This window comes from Anabaena sp. TISTR 8404, assembly GCF_056847745.1.
Map to the genome: position 1 here is coordinate 4,958,565 of NZ_CP180578.1, position 16,825 is coordinate 4,975,389.

Below are 16,825 nucleotides of genomic sequence, written 5' to 3' on the forward strand. Positions count from 1 at the left end.
ACTTATTGATCGCGAAAGGGCATTCCCAATTCTTTGAGTAAAGCGCGGCCCTCTTCGTCATTTTTTGCTGTAGTAATAATTGAAATATCCAGACCGCGAATTTGATCAATGCTATCGTATTCGACTTCTGGAAAGATTAGCTGTTCTCTTACGCCTAGAGTATAGTTACCGCGGCCGTCAAAGCTTTTAGGGCTAATACCACGAAAGTCACGAATTCTAGGTAATGTCAAGCTGATGAGGCGGTCGAGAAAAGCATACATTTTCGCGCCTCTGAGAGTGACCATGATCCCAACAGGCATACCTTGACGGATTTTAAAGCCTGCGATCGCTTTTTTCGCCCTTGTCACTACAGGTTTTTGACCTGTAATTAACGCTATTTCGTTGATAGAAGCTTCTAATGCTTTAGCATTTTGTGCTGCTTCGCCCAAACCTCTGTTAACAGTAACCTTGATCACCTTCGGTACTTGATGAACGTTGGTGTATTGAAACTGATTTGTGAGTTTGGGGACGATTGTCTCTTGATATAAGGTTTTGAGTCTTGTTGTCGCCATATTTTTTTGTCCTGATATCCCTGGGCTTGGTCAGGGAAGATTATGAAGGATGAAGATAAAATAAGTAGTATTTATACTTCAGGCTTTAAATTCATCCTTAATCAATAATCTCGCCAGTTTTTTTGAGTTTTCTGACCTTCTTGCCTTCTGGGGTGAAGGTGTAGCAAACGCGACTAGCGACATTTTGCTTTGTGGAATAGAGCATCACGTTAGAACTGTGGATTGGGTACTCTTGGGTAACAATCCGTCCAGATTCCCCTTCTTGTTGGGGTTTAACGTGCTTAGTCTTAATGTTGACACCTTTAACAACGACTTTGCTCAGTTGGGGTAATGCTTTAATGATTTCGCCAACTTTGCCTTTGTCTTTGCCAGCAATCACTTGCACAGTGTCACCAGTTTTGACGTGCATTTTATGAAATTCTTTTTCGTTTTGTCTTGCCATTACAGCACCTCCGGAGCCAGAGAAACAATTTTAGTAAAGTTCTTGTCGCGGAGTTCTCGTGCTACTGGGCCAAATACCCGTGTACCTCTAGGGTTACCTTCTTTATTGATGATGACGGCAGCATTATCATCAAAGCGAATAGTCATACCACTATCACGACGAATGTTATGGCGAGTGCGAACAATCACAGCTTCCACAACATCTGATTTTTTCACAGCCATGTTGGGAATGGCATCTTTAACAACAGCAATAATTCTGTCACCGATAAAACCGTAACGGCTATTACCAGCACCTAACACACGGATACACATTAGTTTCCGCGCACCGCTGTTATCTGCCACATTTAAGTAAGTTTGGGGTTGAATCACAATTGGTCTCCCTTGTGCAGTTGTTAGTTAAGTAACAACTTATGAATTTTTAGTGTTGAGGATTTCTGTGACTTGCCAGCGTTTGGTTTTGCTCAGGGGTCTGGTTTCCTGAATCCGCACGCGATCGCCCACTTTGCATTTATTCTCTTCATCGTGAGCTTTATAGCGGCGGGTTTTAACTACAATCTTGCCGTATTTGGGATGGGGAGCGCGGTTTTCGATGGCAACTACCACCGTTTTTTGCATCTTGTCGCTCACTACCAAGCCAACTCGTTCTTTGATTGCCATAATCTCTTAATTCTCTTCCTTAGGCGGTTGATTTGCTGCCCGTTTGCGTTCTCCCTCTACCGTTAGCAGTTGGGCGAGGCGATGGCGAGCATGGCGGAATTGGTGAGGTTTCTCTAATTGTCTGGTTGCCTTTTGCAAGCGCAACTGAAACAGTTGTTTTTTAGTGGCAACAATTTCCGCAGCTAATTGTTCGTCACTTAATTCTCTAGCTTCTGAAATCTTGGGAAGCGGCATGACCTACTCCTGCTCCTCTTCTACTTGAGAGCGCACAATAAATTTAGTTTTAATTGGCAGTTTGTATGCAGCTAGGCGCATAGCTTCACGGGCGATTTCTTCAGAAACACCAGCGATTTCAAACAAAATCCGCCCTGGTTTAACTACTGCTACCCAAAATTCTGGATTACCTTTACCAGAACCCATCCGTGTTTCTGCCGGACGCATGGTAACAGGTTTATCTGGGAAAATCCGAATCCAAATTTTACCACCCCGGCGGATATAACGAGTCATTGCCCGACGGGAAGCCTCAATTTGCCGAGAGGTGATCCAAGCTGGTTCTTGGGCTTGGAGTGCAAAATCTCCAAAATTGAGGGTGCTACCACGGTTAGCTAGACCCGCCATCCGCCCGCGCTGTTGTTTGCGGAATTTAGTTCTTCTAGGACTTAACATGATTTGTCAAGGGTCAAGAGTCAATGGTCAATGGTCAATGGTCAATGGTCTTTTGACTATTGACTAGCCTTCATTTGAACGGTCTTCAAACTGCTGGCGACGGCGCTGTTGTTGACGGCGACGAGGTTCGCGTTCGCGGGCTGCGGGTTGGGGTTGAGTTTCTTCCTGTCCAGGAATAATTTCTCCTTTAAATACCCACACTTTGATGCCCAAAATACCGTAAACGGTTTTTGCTGTGCAGTAAGCGTAGTCAATATCAGCCCGTAAGGTATGTAGAGGTACTCTACCTTCACGTGTCCACTCTGTCCGAGCAATTTCTGCACCGTTGAGGCGACCGCTGACTTGAATTTTAATTCCTTGAATACCAGCACGCTGCGCCCGTTGAATTGCTTGTCGGACTACGCGGCGGAAGGAAACCCGGCGTTCTAATTGTTGAGCGATGTATTCCGAAATTAAGTAAGCATCAGCATCAACTCGTTGTACTTCCACAACGTTAATCCGAATTTGGCGAGTCCCTCCTAATAAGTCTTGTAATCCGGTGCGTAAGGATTCGATACCTTGTCCACCGCGACCTACTACTACACCTGGGCGTGCTGTACGCACTTCGAGATCAATTTGGTCTGCTTTACGCTCAATTCTGACTTCGGAGATGCCAGCGTTATTTTGAGCAAGTCTACCCAGTTTTTGTTCGATGTACTTACGAAGTTTGTGATCTTCTTGTAAAAGTTCTGGATAGCGTTCAGGATCTGCGTACCAACGGGATTGGTGTTCTTGGGTAATTCCGAGGCGAAAGCCAACTGGATGAATCTTCTGTCCCACAAATGCTTCCTCTAAAGTTCTGGTAATTATTCCGCAGTCTCACCAGCAGCAACAGCTACTGTAATGTGACACGTAGGTTTGCGAATTTGGTAAGCTCGACCTTGCGCTCTAGGTTGGAAACGTTTGAGGACTGGGCCTTGATCTGCATAGGCTTGGGTGATCACCAGTTGAGCGCGGTCTAAACCTGCATTATGTTCAGCATTTGCGGCTGCGCTTCTGATGAGTTTCAGTACTGGCTCACAAGCCCGATAAGGCATGAATTCCAGGATAATTAACGCTTCTCTATAAGACCGCCCCCGAATTTGATCGAGTACACGACGCACTTTAAAGGGAGACATGCGTATATAACGGGCGATCGCTTTTACTTCTGTAGTATTAGTTGCCATGTTTTTCTCCTTGAGTCGGTCAATGGTCAATGGTCAATGGTCATTTGTTGGGACTCTTGACTATTGACTATTGACTTTTGACTCTTTCTTATCTACCCGCTTTTTTGTCACTTTTTCCATGACCCCTGTAGGTGCGTGTTGGGGCGAATTCTCCCAACTTATGTCCTACCATCTGATCGCTGATAAAAACGGGGACGTGTTGTCTGCCATTGTGAACAGCGATCGTGTGTCCTACCATCTGGGGCAGGATTGTCGAGGCTCTTGACCAAGTTTTAATAACTTGCTTTTCGTTTTTCTCGTTCAGCTTTTCAATTTTGCTGAGTAAATGATCGGCAACGAAAGGCCCTTTTTTTAATGAACGACCCATAGTTAAATTTCGGTTTTAGGATTTGGGATTTTGGATTTATTAATTTGGACTTCAGATAATTTTTCAATCTAGAAATCCAAAGTTTAAAATCTAAAATTTTAAGACTGACGACCACCACGACCACGCTTGGAAGATTTGCGGCGACGACGCACAATCAACTTACTGCTGGGTTTCTTGGGTTTGCGTGTCTTTGCTCCCAATGTTGGTTTACCCCAAGGTGTGACTGGGCCAGATCTACCAATGGGCGCTCTACCTTCACCACCACCGTGTGGGTGATCCACTGGGTTCATGACGCTACCTCTAACTTTAGGACGACGGCCTTTCCAGCGATTGCGTCCGGCTTTACCTGCACTGAGGTTTCTTGCGTCGGTGTTTCCTACTTGTCCAATGGTGGCGTAGCATTCGCGTCGCACCATCCGCACTTCTCCTGAAGGTAACTTGAGAGTTACATAATTACCTTCTTTCGCAACTACTTGGGCTGTAGCCCCAGCAGAACGGACAATCTGTCCACCTTTGCCAGCGGTAAGTTCTACGTTGTGAACACTTGTACCCAATGGAATGTTTGCCAAAGGTAAGGCGTTACCATCTTCAATAGGAGACTCAGGTCCAGCTATCAAAGTTTTACCTACAGTCAACCCGTTAGGTTGAAGGATATAGCGTTTTTCCCCATCTTGATATTGCAGCAAGGCAATGCGAGCGTTCCGGTTGGGATCGTATTCAATCGCCAATACTGTTGCTGGAATGTTGCGCTTATCTCTTTTAAAATCGATAATCCGATAAAGTCTTTTATGGCCGCCACCCCGACGACGGCTGGTTATCCGCCCTTGATTATTGCGACCTTTGGCGCGATGTATGTACTTCGTAAGGGACTTTTCCGGCTCAGTTTTCGTAATTTCTGAAAAGTCGGAGATTGTAACTTGACGAGTGCTAGGGGTATAAGGGCGATAAGAACGAGTACCCATCTTCTGTTAGACCTCTGGGAATAGAATCTGTCTAATCTTCTGTGCGTCCCCAGGTGAGACGGTGACAATAGCTTTCTTATATTGGGGCTTGTAGCCAATAAATTTGCCAACGCGACGTTTTTTACGTGGCTGTGTAGCAGTATTAATTTTGACAACCTTGACTTGAAACAAGTCTTCGATCGCTGCTTTAATATCTGGCTTGGTAGCTTTTAGAACAACTTCAAAAGTGTATTGATTCTGTTCCATCAGAATCGTTGCTTTTTCGGTGACAATCGGGCGACGCACCAAGTCAGGCAGATCACGGGTCGCAATCTTAGCCATTGTAGACCTCCTGAATTTTTTCTAATGCTGGTGCTGTAACTACAAGCTTGTCAGCGTGCAGCAGGTCATAAACATTTAGCTGATCTGCGGCAATAATCTTTAAATTTTCTATGTTGCGTCCTGACAGATAAACTGTGTCAGCAATCTCAGACAAAATTAATAGAGTTTTTTGTTCTGGGCTTGCTCCCCAACGTGCCAAAGCAGCAACTAAATCTTTTGTTTTGGGACGAGACAGTTCGTTACTAAATTCCTCGACCACAATTAAGTCATCAGCACGACTTACAAAAGCTGTCCGTAATGCTAACCGTCGCTCTTTCCGGTTCATTTTCAGGTTGTATTCTCTGGGTTTTGGCCCAAAGATTACACCACCACCACGCCATAAGGGCGAACGAATAGAACCAGCACGAGCGCGACCGGTACCTTTCTGCCGCCAAGGTTTGCGGCCACCACCTCTAACTTCTGCACGAGTTTTTGTACTAGCGGTTCCTTGACGAGCATTGGTCATTTGTCTAACCAAGGCGCGGTGTACAATATGAGCCGCTGTTTCTTCTTTGGCAACCCGCAAGTCGAACGTTTTTTGTCCGACTTCCTCTCCTTGCCAGTTTTTAACTACAGTCTCAACCATTTTTTTGTCCTATGTCATTAGTCCATAGTCCATAGTCCATAGTCCATAGTTCAGCTACTAATGACTATTGACTATTGACTTTTGACTATTTACCAACTTTCTTTGCAGGCACGACACTCACTAAGGAACCTGGTTTACCAGGAATCGCCCCTTTGATGAGTAATAAGTTGCGTTCTGCATCTACACGCACAACTGTCAATTTACTAATGGTGACGCGGCTACCGCCCAAACGCCCTGCCATTCTTTTTCCGGGGTACACACGACCAGGTGTTGTACCTGCACCAATGGAACCGGGCGCTCTGTGGTTTTTAGAACCGTGAGACATTGGCCCGCGACCAAAGTTATTCCGCTTTTGGTTGCCTGCAAAACCGCGACCGATACTTGTACCGATTACATCGACGATTTGACCAGCATTAAAAATATCTGCTTTAATTTCTTGTCCTAACGTGTATTCGCTAGAATTATCTGTACGAAACTCACTTAGATGACGTAAAGCTGGGGCAGATGATTTAGCTAAATGACCCAACAAGGGTTTGTTTAGCGCTTTTGGTTTTACTTCGCCATAACCAACTTGAATGGCTGAGTAACCATCAGTCTGTTTTGTTTTTACTTGTGTGACAGTGCATGGCCCCGCTTGAATAACTGTGACAGGAATTGCTACTCCTGCATCGTCAAATACTTGGGTCATGCCCAGCTTGGTGCCGAGAATACCTACAGACACAGTAACTGGTTCTCCTTTTTACTTACTGAGCAGATTCATCGGGATGCTCGGCCATGTTCCGACTGAGGGAGGACGATCCTCAGCAATTTCCAGCAGTATTAGCTGCTTTCTCTTATCCGGAAAACAGAAACCGTTCCCTTCTTTATCTGGTGAATCCGTTTACTTGAATTCAGTTGCTTACTGAAACAGCCTGGAGTTTCTTCCCAATGGGAAGCATAAACTTTTGGCTTTAAGGCAATGCTTTAAAGCTTTGCACTTTGTGCAGCAATGCTTTCGTCCAAGCACTTGCTTAGGCACTCTCTGAAGGCAGCGCTTGAAACATCTGCCTTCTTGTAGAAGGACTTAAGCAGTTTTTCACCACTCAGTATCCTGTAACTAAGACTTTTGTACTACTACAGCGCTAGTATTACGGCTCAGCTTCTACTTTACGGAACACCTTAAACTATTGTTCAAGGGTTTACCTAGTTTATCCGGGCTACAGTGTTGAATCCAGATTACATCTAAGCGATGGCTTTTATTAGTTAGCCACAAGCTTATTAGTGAACTTTCAGGCTTTTATAGTTTAGCAGTCTCTTAGTACTTTGGGCTAAATCATTTCCTGATTCTGTTTAATCAGTTTTAGATGTTATTCCAAAGTCTATGACAGAGAAAAGCTTAACTTGCTGATTTGGTCACAATCTCACATTATAGATGAGAGATGTGATGTTTGTCGATATTTTTACAAAATTTTTTGACGGCGCTTTTGTGAGCAAAGACCATATCCATGAATAATATTGGCTGGAAATTGCTTGTAGCAGCTAAAGTTATCAGTTATATGAAACTTTTCGACTAGTTGCTATCTGACTGTAACTTAAATATTTTACTTAACGGTAAATAATAGAGATATGTAAGTGGGATAGGATAAACGAAAATCTATGGCACTAATTACCACTGGCAATGGTTTAATCCGGGATTTGGAAAAATTTGGCGCTCTCGGTGTATACGTCCCTTTAGAAGGAGGTTTTGAAGGTAGATATCGCCGCCGATTGCGTGCTGCTGGCTATGTGACTTTGCATATAACTGCTAGGGGATTAGGCGATGTGGCTGCCTATCTCACGGGAGTTCATGGTGTGAGACCACCTCATTTGGGTAAGAAAAGTACTGGTAGTGGCGCTGCTGTAGGTTCTGTCTACTATTTGCCCCCAATTGTTAACTATCAGCTAGAACAGCTACCACCAAAATCCAAGGGTTTAGTTTTGTGGATTATTGAAGGGCATATTCTTTCTGACCAAGAAGTGGAGTTTTTGGCAGAACTGCCTAAATTGGAACCAAAAGTCAAAGTAGTTGTTGAAAGAGGCGGTAGTCGCGCTTTCAATTGGAAACCTTTAACAGCTACCTTCGCGGTTAGTTCTCAGGCTGTGTAATCTTTTTGTATTGGCTTTTGGGCGATCGCTACTTTTAATTTTGGGTGCGATCGCCTATTTTTTTGATGAAAAAAATAACTCCGGCTCGACGTGAAAAAACTTTCCTAAAATCTTAGCCTGTTCCTCAGTTATTTCTTGCTCACCATCGAGCAACTCAGTCACTGTGTCACTTGAACCCACTAATTCCACCAAGTCAGATGGCTGTAAATTTCGAGCATCCATCAAATGCAGTAGTCTTGAACAAGGGGTTGAAGCATTAAGTTGATAGTACTTTCCTTCAAAGTCTTCAATTAGTTTGACTAATAGCTCTAACAAGGTATCTTCTTCTGGACTCAAGTCAGGACGAGCCAGTAATTCTTCAACCACCGCCAAAAATTGCTCATTTTCTGACTCAGTTTTGATGATGCGGGGTTGATAGTGTAACAATAACTCACCGTAAATTGTGGAATTAATAGTATGGGTCATGCTTCCAGTCGTCTTTGTCATAATTGGCATGAGTTAAAACGTACTTGATGTAGATAACCTGCTTCTCTTAATTAATACTTGTAATTAAGCGATATTTGTTTCCTTTAATGTTGAAGACCGTAAAGTTACTAACTGCTTCAGCTTTTGGGTAGACTGTCTGAACCTCAATTAAATTATTCCAGTCTGATTTGCTTGCCGTTTGAAACCAGTCATCAAGTGCTTCGCACGAATCAGCGTGTATTTCGCAGAATTCTCGAAGCTTTTTGCGACTTATCACATGCATATTTTTATTTTATTTTTTTAATATGCTCGGCGAGTATTATTTACCGGGCTTTTACTTGATCAGACTACTCAACATCAAGTAAAAAACAAAATGAAGTATTAATTCGTATCCATGATTTGTCTGTATGTAAACCAATTTTTTACCTACTTAGAGCGATCTCGCAATAAAGCTGTGCAACTTCGACTGGGTCAAACCTTTATTGCAACACCGTAAGTTTTCCTATTAATCTTGTTGTTGGGAAAATTTGGAAGCACCCCAGAGAGATAGAGCGATCGCCACTACTAATAAAATCGGTACACTGTACCAAGGAAACTCAGATAAAGGTGAATAAACAGCAGCACGTAATCCTGTGCTGGCGTAAGTTAAAGGCAATAAGTAAACTACACATTTCAACGCGACTGGTAAAGTACTGGGGTCAAAAAAGGTTGCGCCTAAGAAGGACATGGGAACAATTACGAAGTTGTTATATAGTCCCACAGATTCGAGCGATCGCACACTTAACCCCACAATTACCCCCAACCCAGCAAATACGGCACAATTCAGCACCAACAACAGCAAAAATAGCGGATTTAGAAAATTCCAGTTACCAGTAAACAGCAGTGCTACCAGAATTACAGAACCTGATGTCATTAAGCCTCGTACAACTCCAGCCAGCATTTTACCGATGTGTAACGCTAGAGGATGTATGGGAGTCAGTAACATCTCTTCAAAAGTTTTGCTAAAAAGCCTCTCTCCACAAATTGAAAATGTTGTACCGCCAAAGCTAATAGTCATTGAGGATAGTGCTACCATCCCCGGCAGAATAAATTCTAAATAATTATCGAAATTCCCGGTAATCCCTGAGCCTGGTCTAATTGAGCTACCCAGACCCAAACCAAAAGCCAAAATATATATTAGTGGAGATACTAAACCAGTTGCGGCAACTTGTGTGATTCTGGCACGCAATTTTAACCACTCACCCCAGAAAATCGTCAGACTATCTGCAAGTAGAAGTTGAAATTGTGTAGTTTTAAAGCTTTTTCCCCAGATTAATGCTTTTTGAGATGTCACTTTCTTGCCGTTACCTATCAAAGTTCCAGTAATAATACTTTACAATTTTTGTTACCTCAATTAATAATTGTTATCAAAAATACTGTTTTTACAGTTTATGTATTATTTATCACTAAAAAAATGCAGAAAATGCTATTTAAGCTCACAGAATTCATAGCTCTGATAAATTTTGCAGACAATCATCGTCAAGAATCGGCATACTGAAATAGGGAGAGCAGTTTAGACCGCTCCCTGCTTTCCAAAACGTGAAGGTGTCAAGTAAAAATGAGACGTAAATCTACTGGTAGATCAGCTACAACATCTAAACCTACGGCTTTACAGCCTTCTCTATTCAACCTCACCACGATCGCCATTTTGGGAGGGGTGCTAGTTTTGGGTATTGGGATTGGGATTGCTTTTAGTTCCACAACCACTTTAACGCCATCAAACGTAGCTTCAAGAGAATTCATTGATACAAGAGCGCCAAACCCAGAGATTTGCGTACAGTACGGTGCTAGTGCAATGGTCATGGATGCGAGATTATTTGTCACACTCAACCCATTTAATGTTTATGTTGCGCAACCAAGTATGCGTCCAGGATGTGTGTTGCGTCAAAATAACTGGGCAATTTTAGAACAGCGCAAACTTGTCACCTCTGAGCAAGTAAGAGAATGCAAAAATCGTTTGAATACCTTTGGTTTTACAGGTAGCTTAGATAGCGAAAAACCCGATATTAGATGTATTTATCAAAACGAGGCAGCACAGAACTTTTTCACCTCTCAACCAGGAGCAGTTGCAGTACCTCAAGAAACCGATAGATTTTAGTGCGAGAAGAAAGAGAGACTAGATACTAGTATTTTTACTCATTAATCAGCACTCAGCACTTTTAACTTAATTAGTATTTGGGTTTGGGAAGAGGTTGACCAAACTCAATCACTTGAATTTGGGGTTCATTAGATGGATAGTTAGGCGTGTTTGGTGCTGGAGGAATTGGAAAATTAGGACTTGCTAGGGGTGGAATATTATTCAAATTACCAAGTTGATTTGGGAAGTTAGGTGGAGGCAAAATCGAACCTTGGATTTGATAGGGGTTATTAGGCTTTATGGGAGGTACAGTGATATAGGGCTGCTGTTGGTTACTGGTGATAGGCGGTAAAGTACTAGGTAACTGTAGATAGTTTGAATTTGGATTTAAGTTAGTAGGTGTTTGAGGGTAATAATTATATGAACTTGGCGGTAGACTATTAACCGCAGGCTGTAAGTTTTGTGGTTGAATAGAGCGACTATAGCTAGAAATAAAAGGACGTAATACCCAGCGCGTGGGGTTATATCGAGAAACAGGTTGTAGTTTAACCTGTTTGAGGTCGATAAATGTTCCGGCTGCTAAATCTAGAACAATCCGAGTTATGCTGGCGTTCAATTGAGAAACTCGGACTCTTTGAATTGCACCAGTGTAATTTTGCTTGGTAACAACATAACCCAACTTAGTATCTGGCAGATCAATAACTAGACGTGGGGGTTGGGAAAGATAAAAGTAGTGGGGAGTTGTGCCTGCTGAAAGAGTAAATTCTAATTGCGAAGCTTCTGGATAAAATCGCCAATCATTCAACTTAGCGATGGGTGCAGCATTACCACTGCCAGTTTCTAAGGTAATTGCTGTGTAGAATCCAAGTAAGCTTATACTAACTAGGCGCTGGCCCCATAAGCAAAACCACTTGGGTTTTGGGCTTGTGTACATGTTTTCTATTCCTTGTATATTTAGACATCAGGAAGTTTTGAGGAACTGGTAAAAGGACTGACGCAAAGAGACTATTTATTTTGAAAGGGTGTAAGGGTGTTGAACGCCTAAACTTTTTCACTACCCAAACCTTTGATTTTTCGTTTTCAGAGGTAAGTCCTCACCAAATTCCTAACTTCCATAATTTGCCCATATTTCAATGGCTATTTAACTTTTGTGATTTTTCTTGGGTTGGTTGTTTGGTTGCAGTAAATTTGAAAGTTTGAGGAATGCCATTGACTGTTAGTTGACCTTTCACTTTACCTTGATCTATCAGCTGCATTTGCATTGTGGCTGATTTACTTGGGTAAACCTGAGAGTTTGAATGATGACATAGGATTTCTGGATTAATTTTTCCAGAGAAGCTTACCTGTTGATTTTTCAAGATACCTGTAAGCGAAAGCTGTTGTTCAGTATCTGCGTTGGGATTTACTGGCAATAAAGAGGCATTTAAATAAATACCTGATTGTTGCATATTTAATACAAGAGTGTCTGCTGTTTCACAGCTAGGTAAGCTTGTAGCTAAAGTGAGAAGGTAGCGACCGTCAATTACAGGAGGAGCTTTGAGATTATTTTCTCCATAGGCTGTGACAGTTTTAAACAACAGTAGCACTGAACCTATGGTTATTCCGTAGAAGGTCAAAGATTTAACATTAAAATTATTCATAGATTTAGCTTGTGAGTGTTGATTCTTGGTTACTTATTTCAGGCAGTACAGAAGCAAGATGAGAGGTAACTTGGCTGTAACGACGGGTAATTAGCAGCGAGGAACGGCATTGAATGGCTAGTGCATCTGTGTATCTACCTAAAGTTTGACGCTCAATTCCCCAAACGCGACTGGTTCCAGCAATGGTGAGGTCAACTGCTTCGGAAGCTGTAACAACAGCTTGAATTGGTTCTGGGGATTCGACTGTTTTAATTTCAATGCGATCGCGTACACTAGCAGGGAGTTGTTCCATCATTTTGTGCAATTCATAACTCAACTCATCATGGTGAGGATTTTCTCCTAATACCTGTAAAATCTGTAACATACAGGTATCACGGTTAATCAAGAGTCTCAAAGCTAAAATCAAGGCTAAATCATCGTGGATATTTGCCGAATAAGGAACCAATAAGTTTTCTAAGCGCTCTGAACCCCTGTCTACAAACACGGCGACATCTACTGGTGCAGTACTAAGAATTTGACCGACTCTTCCACCTAAGCGATTGTTGCTAAAAGCTGGACGATGCCATCCTACAAGAATTAAATCAGATTGCTCAATTTTGGCTATTTGAGCTGTTTCTCGTGCAACATTGCTTGATATGCGAATGATTGGATGCACATGGGAACGAGCAATTGGCGGTTCTAAGGTGTTAATTAGTTCTTCTAATTGCTGGCGACGCTGTAGAATTAATCGATCTGCTTCTACTGGGGTACTCTCAAAAGCATAATCTTCTTGCAGTTCAATTAAGCTGAGAGGATTGACAACAGCATTTTGTCTGTAGTTTAGCGCGAGCGCAACTGCTAATTGCACCAAACCTTTTTGTGTGCTGGGATTCGCCACTGGTACTAAAATCCGGTAGTTAGGAGCGGATTCAACAACAGTAGCAATTTCAGTAGTTGTTTCTGCTTCTAAGTCTGGTTCGACTACATCCAATTTGATCAGGCGTTTGGGATATGTCCACTCCAGCAGAGGTGAGGTCATAAATGTTGTTACCAATGCCATAATCACCAGCATGGTAAAGATTAAAGGCGAAATAACTCCCAACTCTAAACCAATATTGAGAACAATTAGCTCAGTTAAACCGCGAGTATTCATTAACCAACCAAGGGCTGAGGCTTCTCGTTGATTAATTCCACTAACACGAGCCGCTACATAAGTGCCAAAATACTTGCCTGCGATCGCTACTAGCAACACTAATCCACACAAAAACCACAACTCAGGACGATTGAGTAAACCAATCTGCGTCCGCAAGCCACTGTAAGCAAAAAATATCGGTAGCAGAAATATCAAGACAAAATCTTCGGTTTTGACAGCTAATTCCCGAACTAAATCTGCATTCTTGGGCATTGCTGCACCGAGTAAAAATGCGCCAAAAATTAAGTGAATACCAATAAGTTCAGTGATCAGTGCAGAAGCAACTACTGCTATGTAAATTACAGCTAGAAGTAATTGACTTAAGCGTCCAGTACGCCGGTAGTAAGTGGCTAACCTTTGAAGAAACCAACGCCCCACTGTCAGCATAAAGCCAATGTAGACTATGCTCTCGATAATTGTGGGTATAGCACCAAAAAAGTTACCAGTACGTGCTACAGCGATCGCTACTGCTAAAACACACCACGCCGTTACATCATCTACTGCTGCACAAGTTAATGCCAGAGTTCCTAAACGTGTCCCCTGTAAATTGTTCTCTGTAATAATTCGTGCTAATACCGGAAAGGCAGTAATAGACATTGCTGCCCCTAAAAATAGTGCAAATGCAGTAAAAGAAACACTGGCATTCGATACTAAAGGATATAGCAATACTGCCAGCAAAGTTCCCAAAGAAAAGGGTACTAAAATGCTGACATGAGAAGTTAAGACTGCTACTTCTAACTGACCACTCAGATATTTCGGATTGAGTTCTAGCCCAATCAAAAACATGAAGAATATTAATCCCACCTGGGACAAAACATTGAGAAATGGAATAGTTTCTGGTGGGAATAGACTAGCTGCTACATGAGGAGCAACCAATCCAAATAAAGATGGGCCAAGCATAATCCCAGCAACAATCTCACCAATTACCAACGGTTGCTTAATTGATTTGAATGCCAGACCTATAAGCCGGGACAGTCCAATAACAATCAGTACCTCGATCAGAACGAGAATAACTGTGTGCATGGTTTCCTCTAAATGACTGGTTTCCCTAAGATGATTCTTTAAGAAATGGGAAATTGTCAACCTTGTTAAGCATATTCCATGTAAATTTATGCTCGACTATGATGTTAATTGTTGTTACAACACAGTCAAACTCATTAATAGTGATTTGCTATGAATTTAAGAGATATTCAGAGAATATTTGACAAAATAGATGTTTCAACCTTGGTGAATAACTAACAGATATGGGGAAGATTTTTTTATTAACGTTTAAACGTTAATAAATGCTATTTAGCAATTTTAGATAAAATTTTTGTCTAGAGATTTACCAGATATCTATGTAATTAATACTAGACAAGACTTCTAGAATTACTTATGAATGTTGAGTATTTTTATCAGTTGACTTCTGTAAAAATCAGGTAATCATGATTAATTTAACACTATGATAATTATGACAATATTAGTGATTATGGTAACTATGGCTTGTTATAGACCAATATTGATGTTAATTAGCTTTATCAAATCAGGAGCATTCAAGAAGATGCAGATAATTGCCAATTCATGTTAATTTGCTCTAAATAATTGTGCAATTAGCATACAAGTAAAACATTGAGCAAGAAAAGCGATCACCAAAACTTAAAGTATAATTAGCCACGATGTAAATTTATTTACTAGTGCAATTTAGGTGTTAATTTCAAACACAACTAAAAAGAGCAGTAGTAAAAATGTGGTTACAAAATATTCAGTATATTCAAGTTGAGACGATCGCTATTGCATAAGAAACTAAAATTATCTTAGTTGATACTCTGGTTGGGAATGATAGGCTGCTAATGCATCCCATTTCAGCACATCATCTAATAAAGCTTGATAGCCTAATGTGTTGGGATGTAAACCATCAACACTCATCCGCTGGCGTAACCAAGTTTCACCGCGTCCCATCCATTGGTCGAAAATATCTAAATAAGGAATTTGGCGTTGGTTACAAGCTAGGCGAGTCGCTTCATTGTAACGATATTGGTCACTGTGATTGAAGTAAAAACAATCGAGAAATGGCATCTTTGCTTCATCCACTGGAACCATACCCACAAATAAAACTGGGCAAAGTTGTTGTGCCAAATCTAGTAAATGGGCGATATCTGATTCAAAAACAGCAAAATCGGTGTAATTTTTGCCATTGGGACGACCTAACCGCGCTGAATCATTTACACCTACTGAAAGAATAATCAAATCTGGAACGCGATTGCGGAGTTCGCCGCGATGGCGAAATTCTACTTCTAGTCTTTGGGCTACCTGTTGTGTGCGATCGCCTCTAACACCTAAGTTATATAAAATATGACCTGCACTACCAGGCAACATCCACCATCGTCGCAGTTGTTCTACCCAGCCACCGCGTTCAGGATCGCCAAAACCGTAAACTATGCTGTCTCCAAGAGCGACAATCTTCAAAGACTGACATTGATTTGGGGCTAAAGACAGTTGCATTGAAGAAAGAGCTTGTAATGTTTGCATCTTAAAAAAGACTATATTTTATATCTTTACAAGATTCTATACATTTCTACACTATTCCAGCGTATATTTTTTGTCATTAATCCTGCAAAGTTGACTTTTCTAGATGTTTCACAGCACAGAAAACTGATTACGGTGGTTATCTATTAGAAGCTAATTTATCAGCTACGCGTGTAGTTTCTGGTAGCCTGTATTTTGGTGTACAACGCAATACATAATCAATTGCTGTAGACAAGCTAATTTTATGGCCACTAGAAATATACAAAGGTTTAACCCCAACACGAGTTCGTAAAACTGCACCAATGATTTCACCTTTATGTATAAGTGGTTGCCAACTACCTCTAGTTTCAGGTAATTCTTGATGCTTGCCAATTAACAGTGATTTTGCCACACCAATTGTCGGCATATCTAAAATTACTCCTAGATGGCTGGCGATACCAAATCTGCGGGGGTGGGCAATGCCTTGTCCATCACAGAGGATAATATCTGGTGCTGTTTGAATTTTTTCTAAAGCATCAAGTACAGCAGGAATTTCTCGAAATGAGAGGAAGCCAGGAATGTAAGGAAATGAAGTAGGACGATGTGCTAGGGTTGTTTCTACGACTTGTAAATCAGGAAAACTCAGCACTGCAACCGCTGCACGGCTAATTGTACCATCAGCTTCAAAACCCATATCTACGCCAGCAACATAGTTGATAGGTTCTGGGAGTTGATCTTCGGTGATTACTTGTTCACGCAAATTTTCTTGAATAGTAATAGCTTCCTCTAGTGTTTGAGGCCAAGCATGACGCTGATAAATCTTCATCATTAATTGTATTAGTTTTAGTATTGGAGAAAAAATACTAGTTTAATTGGTGCGATCACTGATCTTATTAAATTTAGTTAAACGTTATCACTTATGCTATTGACACTTACTTTTTACTCAATGTTTATTCTTTTTTTACACATTTAGCTTCAGTAAACAAACCGGATTATTATATAAATAACATAAGTAAAACTATTGTATAAA

General features: G+C 41.4%; 22 protein-coding genes and 1 pseudogene. 2 read left to right on the forward strand and 21 right to left on the reverse strand.

Features of this window, described 5'->3' with window-relative positions; genetic code table 11:
• Positions 1 to 2 precede the first annotated feature (2 nt).
• The 13 genes from rplE to rplC all read right to left on the reverse strand — a co-directional run bounded on the left by rplE (position 3) and on the right by rplC (position 6,516).
• Positions 3 to 551: a 50S ribosomal protein L5 gene (gene rplE / locus ACMX3D_RS21450; protein WP_482747848.1), complete on the reverse strand. Its 549-nt coding sequence runs from the start codon at positions 549 to 551 to the stop codon at positions 3 to 5.
• A gap of 97 nt (positions 552 to 648) precedes the next feature.
• A complete protein-coding gene (gene rplX / locus ACMX3D_RS21455; RefSeq protein ID WP_482747849.1) occupies positions 649 to 993 on the reverse strand; it encodes a 50S ribosomal protein L24 in 345 nt (114 codons plus the stop codon).
• Positions 993 to 1,361 carry a 50S ribosomal protein L14 gene (rplN, locus tag ACMX3D_RS21460; protein ID WP_062291728.1) on the reverse strand — a complete coding sequence of 123 codons (369 nt, stop codon included), beginning with the start codon at positions 1,359 to 1,361 and terminating at the stop codon, positions 993 to 995. The genes rplX and rplN overlap by 1 nt, the downstream gene beginning before the upstream one ends.
• Positions 1,362 to 1,400: 39 nt before the next feature.
• Positions 1,401 to 1,649, reverse strand: coding sequence for a 30S ribosomal protein S17 (gene rpsQ, locus ACMX3D_RS21465; protein WP_015113422.1), 249 nt, complete (start codon positions 1,647 to 1,649; stop codon positions 1,401 to 1,403).
• Between the two features lie 6 nt (positions 1,650 to 1,655).
• Positions 1,656 to 1,883 (reverse strand): 50S ribosomal protein L29, encoded by a 228-nt coding sequence (rpmC, locus tag ACMX3D_RS21470; RefSeq protein WP_482747850.1) that lies wholly within the window; start codon positions 1,881 to 1,883, stop codon positions 1,656 to 1,658.
• A gap of 3 nt (positions 1,884 to 1,886) precedes the next feature.
• Entirely contained in the window at positions 1,887 to 2,315 is a 429-nt protein-coding gene (rplP, locus tag ACMX3D_RS21475) for a 50S ribosomal protein L16 (RefSeq protein ID WP_482747851.1), read from the reverse strand.
• 63 nt (positions 2,316 to 2,378) lie between these two features.
• The gene (rpsC, locus tag ACMX3D_RS21480) at positions 2,379 to 3,134 is read right to left on the reverse strand and encodes a 30S ribosomal protein S3 (RefSeq protein ID WP_482747852.1); all 756 of its coding nucleotides are present in this window, start codon (positions 3,132 to 3,134) and stop codon (positions 2,379 to 2,381) included.
• 26 nt (positions 3,135 to 3,160) lie between these two features.
• Complete coding sequence (gene rplV / locus ACMX3D_RS21485) at positions 3,161 to 3,520, reverse strand: 50S ribosomal protein L22 (protein WP_062291738.1); 360 nt, start codon at positions 3,518 to 3,520, stop codon at positions 3,161 to 3,163.
• Between the two features lie 88 nt (positions 3,521 to 3,608).
• Positions 3,609 to 3,887 (reverse strand): 30S ribosomal protein S19, encoded by a 279-nt coding sequence (gene rpsS / locus ACMX3D_RS21490; RefSeq protein WP_062291740.1) that lies wholly within the window; start codon positions 3,885 to 3,887, stop codon positions 3,609 to 3,611.
• A gap of 98 nt (positions 3,888 to 3,985) precedes the next feature.
• On the reverse strand, positions 3,986 to 4,849 hold the full coding sequence (gene rplB, locus ACMX3D_RS21495) for a 50S ribosomal protein L2 (RefSeq protein ID WP_482747853.1): 864 nt from the start codon (positions 4,847 to 4,849) through the stop codon (positions 3,986 to 3,988).
• A 6-nt stretch (positions 4,850 to 4,855) separates the two neighbouring features.
• Positions 4,856 to 5,170 carry a 50S ribosomal protein L23 gene (locus ACMX3D_RS21500; protein ID WP_482747854.1) on the reverse strand — a complete coding sequence of 105 codons (315 nt, stop codon included), beginning with the start codon at positions 5,168 to 5,170 and terminating at the stop codon, positions 4,856 to 4,858.
• Positions 5,163 to 5,795 carry a 50S ribosomal protein L4 gene (gene rplD / locus ACMX3D_RS21505; RefSeq protein WP_482747855.1) on the reverse strand — a complete coding sequence of 211 codons (633 nt, stop codon included), beginning with the start codon at positions 5,793 to 5,795 and terminating at the stop codon, positions 5,163 to 5,165. The genes ACMX3D_RS21500 and rplD overlap by 8 nt, the downstream gene beginning before the upstream one ends.
• A gap of 85 nt (positions 5,796 to 5,880) precedes the next feature.
• Entirely contained in the window at positions 5,881 to 6,516 is a 636-nt protein-coding gene (gene rplC, locus ACMX3D_RS21510; RefSeq protein ID WP_482747856.1) for a 50S ribosomal protein L3, read from the reverse strand.
• Between the two features lie 914 nt (positions 6,517 to 7,430).
• Here rplC and ndhN point away from each other — a divergent pair.
• On the forward strand, positions 7,431 to 7,919 hold the full coding sequence (ndhN, locus tag ACMX3D_RS21515; RefSeq protein ID WP_482747857.1) for an NAD(P)H-quinone oxidoreductase subunit N: 489 nt from the start codon (positions 7,431 to 7,433) through the stop codon (positions 7,917 to 7,919).
• Between the two features lie 54 nt (positions 7,920 to 7,973).
• Here the strand turns inward: ndhN and ACMX3D_RS21520 are convergent, their stop codons facing one another.
• The 3 genes and pseudogenes from ACMX3D_RS21520 to ACMX3D_RS21530 form a co-directional block, all read right to left on the reverse strand.
• Entirely contained in the window at positions 7,974 to 8,414 is a 441-nt protein-coding gene (locus ACMX3D_RS21520) for a helix-turn-helix domain-containing protein (protein ID WP_482747858.1), read from the reverse strand.
• A pseudogene (locus tag ACMX3D_RS21525) lies at positions 8,368 to 8,667 on the reverse strand (type II toxin-antitoxin system HigB family toxin). The gene ACMX3D_RS21520 and the pseudogene ACMX3D_RS21525 overlap by 47 nt, the downstream one beginning before the upstream one ends.
• Before the next feature lie 222 nt (positions 8,668 to 8,889).
• Positions 8,890 to 9,717 carry an ABC transporter permease gene (locus ACMX3D_RS21530; protein WP_482747859.1) on the reverse strand — a complete coding sequence of 276 codons (828 nt, stop codon included), beginning with the start codon at positions 9,715 to 9,717 and terminating at the stop codon, positions 8,890 to 8,892.
• 264 nt (positions 9,718 to 9,981) lie between these two features.
• Here ACMX3D_RS21530 and ACMX3D_RS21535 point away from each other — a divergent pair, with 264 nt between their 5' ends.
• Entirely contained in the window at positions 9,982 to 10,521 is a 540-nt protein-coding gene (locus ACMX3D_RS21535; RefSeq protein ID WP_482747860.1) for a DUF3172 domain-containing protein, read from the forward strand.
• Between the two features lie 70 nt (positions 10,522 to 10,591).
• Here the strand turns inward: ACMX3D_RS21535 and ACMX3D_RS21540 are convergent, their stop codons facing one another.
• The 5 genes from ACMX3D_RS21540 to nfi form a co-directional block, all read right to left on the reverse strand.
• The gene (locus tag ACMX3D_RS21540; RefSeq protein WP_482747861.1) at positions 10,592 to 11,434 is read right to left on the reverse strand and encodes an AMIN domain-containing protein; all 843 of its coding nucleotides are present in this window, start codon (positions 11,432 to 11,434) and stop codon (positions 10,592 to 10,594) included.
• Positions 11,435 to 11,630: 196 nt separating this feature from the next.
• Complete coding sequence (locus ACMX3D_RS21545; protein ID WP_482747862.1) at positions 11,631 to 12,140, reverse strand: hypothetical protein; 510 nt, start codon at positions 12,138 to 12,140, stop codon at positions 11,631 to 11,633.
• A 4-nt stretch (positions 12,141 to 12,144) separates the two neighbouring features.
• A complete protein-coding gene (locus ACMX3D_RS21550; RefSeq protein ID WP_482747863.1) occupies positions 12,145 to 14,334 on the reverse strand; it encodes a cation:proton antiporter in 2,190 nt (729 codons plus the stop codon).
• Between the two features lie 765 nt (positions 14,335 to 15,099).
• Positions 15,100 to 15,819: a GDSL-type esterase/lipase family protein gene (locus tag ACMX3D_RS21555; RefSeq protein ID WP_482747864.1), complete on the reverse strand. Its 720-nt coding sequence runs from the start codon at positions 15,817 to 15,819 to the stop codon at positions 15,100 to 15,102.
• 136 nt (positions 15,820 to 15,955) lie between these two features.
• The gene (nfi, locus tag ACMX3D_RS21560) at positions 15,956 to 16,621 is read right to left on the reverse strand and encodes a deoxyribonuclease V (RefSeq protein WP_482752396.1); all 666 of its coding nucleotides are present in this window, start codon (positions 16,619 to 16,621) and stop codon (positions 15,956 to 15,958) included.
• Between the last annotated feature and the right edge of the window lie 204 nt (positions 16,622 to 16,825).

Bases quoted from the DNA above. Each gene is read 5' to 3' on its own strand.
- nfi (WP_482752396.1), bottom strand. From the start codon at position 16,621: ATGAAGATTTATCAGCGTCATGCTTGGCCTCAAACACTAGAGGAAGCT.
- rpmC (WP_482747850.1), bottom strand. From the start codon at position 1,883: ATGCCGCTTCCCAAGATTTCAGAAGCTAGAGAATTAAGTGACGAACAA.
- rpsQ (WP_015113422.1), bottom strand. From the start codon at position 1,649: ATGGCAATCAAAGAACGAGTTGGCTTGGTAGTGAGCGACAAGATGCAA.
- ndhN (WP_482747857.1), top strand. From the start codon at position 7,431: ATGGCACTAATTACCACTGGCAATGGTTTAATCCGGGATTTGGAAAAA.
- ACMX3D_RS21500 (WP_482747854.1), bottom strand. From the start codon at position 5,170: ATGGCTAAGATTGCGACCCGTGATCTGCCTGACTTGGTGCGTCGCCCG.
- rplX (WP_482747849.1), bottom strand. From the start codon at position 993: ATGGCAAGACAAAACGAAAAAGAATTTCATAAAATGCACGTCAAAACT.
- ACMX3D_RS21520 (WP_482747858.1), bottom strand. From the start codon at position 8,414: ATGCCAATTATGACAAAGACGACTGGAAGCATGACCCATACTATTAAT.
- ACMX3D_RS21555 (WP_482747864.1), bottom strand. From the start codon at position 15,819: ATGCAAACATTACAAGCTCTTTCTTCAATGCAACTGTCTTTAGCCCCA.
- rplV (WP_062291738.1), bottom strand. From the start codon at position 3,520: ATGGCAACTAATACTACAGAAGTAAAAGCGATCGCCCGTTATATACGC.
- rplE (WP_482747848.1), bottom strand. From the start codon at position 551: ATGGCGACAACAAGACTCAAAACCTTATATCAAGAGACAATCGTCCCC.
- ACMX3D_RS21535 (WP_482747860.1), top strand. From the start codon at position 9,982: ATGAGACGTAAATCTACTGGTAGATCAGCTACAACATCTAAACCTACG.
- ACMX3D_RS21545 (WP_482747862.1), bottom strand. From the start codon at position 12,140: ATGAATAATTTTAATGTTAAATCTTTGACCTTCTACGGAATAACCATA.
- rpsS (WP_062291740.1), bottom strand. From the start codon at position 3,887: ATGGGTCGTTCATTAAAAAAAGGGCCTTTCGTTGCCGATCATTTACTC.
- rplB (WP_482747853.1), bottom strand. From the start codon at position 4,849: ATGGGTACTCGTTCTTATCGCCCTTATACCCCTAGCACTCGTCAAGTT.
- rplD (WP_482747855.1), bottom strand. From the start codon at position 5,795: ATGGTTGAGACTGTAGTTAAAAACTGGCAAGGAGAGGAAGTCGGACAA.
- ACMX3D_RS21540 (WP_482747861.1), bottom strand. From the start codon at position 11,434: ATGTACACAAGCCCAAAACCCAAGTGGTTTTGCTTATGGGGCCAGCGC.
- ACMX3D_RS21550 (WP_482747863.1), bottom strand. From the start codon at position 14,334: ATGCACACAGTTATTCTCGTTCTGATCGAGGTACTGATTGTTATTGGA.
- rplP (WP_482747851.1), bottom strand. From the start codon at position 2,315: ATGTTAAGTCCTAGAAGAACTAAATTCCGCAAACAACAGCGCGGGCGG.